At 76.7% G+C, this 2963-nt stretch carries 2 pseudogenes; one reads left to right on the top strand and one right to left on the bottom strand.

Features of this window, described 5'->3' with window-relative positions:
• A pseudogene (locus tag I53_RS34900) lies at positions 1–1624 on the bottom strand (hypothetical protein); the annotation flags it as partial.
• On the opposite strand from I53_RS34900, the pseudogene I53_RS34905 reads away from it, so the two are divergent.
• Positions 1515–2963: pseudogene (locus tag I53_RS34905) on the top strand (hypothetical protein); the annotation flags it as partial. The pseudogenes I53_RS34900 and I53_RS34905 overlap by 110 nt on opposite strands.

A 2963-nucleotide genomic window follows, 5' to 3' on the forward strand; every position in this document is an offset into this window, starting at 1 on the left:
AATGGCCGGCGCTCTCCTCGATCCGGCGAGCGATCTCGCCCGTGTGCCGGGCGATGTCCTGGCCGAGGCCGTTGGTGCGGCCCTCCAGCATCTCCATCAGGCCGCGATGGCCCTCGGCCATGACCCGCGCCATCTCGTCGGTCCGGGCGCGCAGCGCCTCGTCCGCCGCGCTGGTGCGGCTTCCGAGATGACCGTCGATCTGGCCGACGAGGTCGGCCACGGTGGCGGCGATCGCGGCGGCCCGCTCCGCGGAGCGCGTCTCCAGGCCCCCGAGATGGGTCTCGATCAGGCTGCCGGCCTCGCGGGCCCGGGCCGTGATCGTCTCGGCCACGGCCTCGCCCTTGCCGGTGAGGAGCCGGTCCATCTCCTCCAGACGGGCGCCGACGGTCTCGCCGAGGGCGGCGGTGTCACGGCCGATCCGGTCGGCCAGGATGTCGCCGCGGGCGATGGTCTCCTGCAGGGCGGCGAGGCGGCTGCCCAGCGTCTCGTCGATCGCCCGGACCCGGCCGTCGGCGGTCTCGGCGAAGCTCGCACCGGTCTGGCTGAGGGTGTCGGCGATGCGGGCGCCCTGGCTCGCCACGGCGAGCACGATGTCGCGGCCGGTGCCGCTGATCCGGGCCTGGGTCTCGTCGGCATGGCTGGCGAGCAGCTCGGCGACGCCGCGGCCATGCGCGCCGAAGGCCGCTTCCATCTCGCCGATCCGGGCGGCGAGGTCGGCCGAGATCGCGCGGGCGGCCTCGGCGAGGCTGCCGGTGGCGTCGCCGGTCCGGGCGGCGAGTTCGCGGTTGAGGTCGTCGAGCGCGGCGCGGACGGCCGAGACGGCGGCCGTGCCGCGCTCGCCGAGTTCCGTGCCGGCGCGGTCGGCGGCGTCGCGGAACCGGGCGGTGAGGATCGCGGTCTCGGCCTCCACGGCGCCGGTGACCTCGCCGGAGGCGGTGCGCAGGGTCTCCAGGGCCGCGGTGAGCCGGGCGGCGGCATCCCGCGTCTGCGTCTCGGCGGCCTGGCCGGCCTGATCGGCGGCGGCGCGCAGCGCCGCGGCGGCCTCCTCGGTGCGCGCCGACAGGGTGGTGGCGGAATCCGCGACCCGGCGCTCGAACACCCGCACGGCCTCCAGGGTCCGGGCCTCGACCGCGCCGGTGGCCTCGTCGGTCGTGCCGCGCAGGGCGCTGGTGGCCGCCTCGGCCCCGCGCTGGAGCGCCGCGACCGCTTCGGCGGTGCGGCCGTCGATCTCGCCCGACAGGCTCTCGACGGTGCCCCGCAGGGATTGGACCGCCGAGGAGGCCCCCGCCTCGAAGCCCTGGCCCAGGGCCGCGAAGGCGGCCTCCAGGCGCGCCGCCACCGTCTCGGTCCGGTGCGCGATGCTGCCGCCGGCCTGCTCGGCCGCGGCGGCGACCCGGTGCTCCAGGTCCGCGGCCCGGACCGTCACGGTCTCGTCGAGGCGCGCCGCGATGCCGTCCATCCGCTCGGCGAGGGCGCTTCCGCGCTCCGACAGCCCTTCGGCGATCCGCTCGGCGGTGCCGACGAGGTCGTCGCGCACGGCGCCGGCACGGGCCGTCAGGGTCTCGCCGGCGCCGCTGGCCGCCAGCGCCAGGGCAGCCTGGGCATCGCGCCCGCGGCCCTCGATCGTCTCGGCGACCGACAGGCCGGCGCTCTCGATTTCGGGGCGCAGCGCGAGCCGCGGCCGGCGATTCCCGGGTGAGGGCCGAGCCGGTCTCGGCGAAGCGGGCGGTGATGTCGGCGCCCATCGCGCCGAAGCGCTCGGTCAGCTCCGAACCCCGGGACAGGAAGACGGATTCCAGCCCCGTCACGGACCGCTCGAAGCTCTCGCGCACGGTGCCGGCCTGGCGCTCCAGCGCGTCGCTGACGCGGCTGCCGGTCTCCTCCAGGGTCCGGGTGAGGGCGCCGGCATTCTCGGACAGGCGATCGGCCAGGGTGGTGCCGGCGGCCTGGAAGGCGCCGGTCGCCGCGCCGGCGCGATCCTCGAAGCTGCGGGTCAGGGTCTCGCCGACCTCCTGGATGGCGCCGCGCACCTCCTGACTGGTGGCCGCGAGGGTGTCGACGAGGTCGCTGCCGCGGGCGGTCATGAGGTTGACCACCCGGTCGCCGGCCTCGCCCAGGGAGGCGGTGATCGCGGCGCCGCGGGTCTCCAGGGCGCCGGTCACCCGCTCGCCCGCGCCGGTCACGGCCGAGACGATCCGGTCCGAGGCGCCTTCCAGATCCTGGCTCAGGCTCTGGTGGGAGCCGGCAATGGCGCTGCGCACCCGGTCGGCGTTGGTGACGATCGCCTCGCGCTGGGCCACGAGCTCGTCCACGAGGGAGCGGATGCGGATCTCGTTGTCGGAATAGGCCCGCTCCAGGGTGGCGATCTCGCCCCGGACCAGGGTCTCCAGCTCGCCGGCCCGGGCGAGCGCCCGCTCGACGCCGTCGCCCACCGCCGCCACCTCGCGGCGCACGGTCTGCGACATGGTCAGGACCGCGTCGGTGGAGAAGCTCTCGGGCTCGGCCAAACGCACCGCGACCTCGCCCACCGCACGGGCGACGAGGCGCATCTCCTGGGCGCGCACCGCCAGCATGGCGGCGATCACGAACAGCACCACCGGGCCGAACAGCGCCGCGGCGCCGACGCTCGCCTGCAGGGCGGAGAGCCCCGACACGACGGCGCGCAGGTCGCCCTCGGACTTCGACCACGCGATCAGCACCAGGGCGCCGATCCAGACGGCGCCGGCGGCGAGCGCGAGCAGGTAGGGCTTGGGCGAGGAGCGCACCCGCAGGGTCTGCTGCAGGATGCCGATGTTGCGCCGGTCGTCGTTGGCCACCAGCGAGCGGTCGGGGGGCAGGAGCCCGCCCTCGCGGCGCGGGCGGTCCAGGCCCGGCGGCGGCAGGTCGGAGGCGAGCGGCGGGTCGAGATCGAGGCGCGGCGGCATGGTCCGCCCGGCGGCATCGAGGCCGCCGTCGAGCAGCGG

Origin of the sequence: Methylobacterium sp. B1 (assembly GCF_000333255.1) — a bacterium.
GTDB lineage: Bacteria > Pseudomonadota > Alphaproteobacteria > Rhizobiales > Beijerinckiaceae > Methylobacterium > Methylobacterium fujisawaense.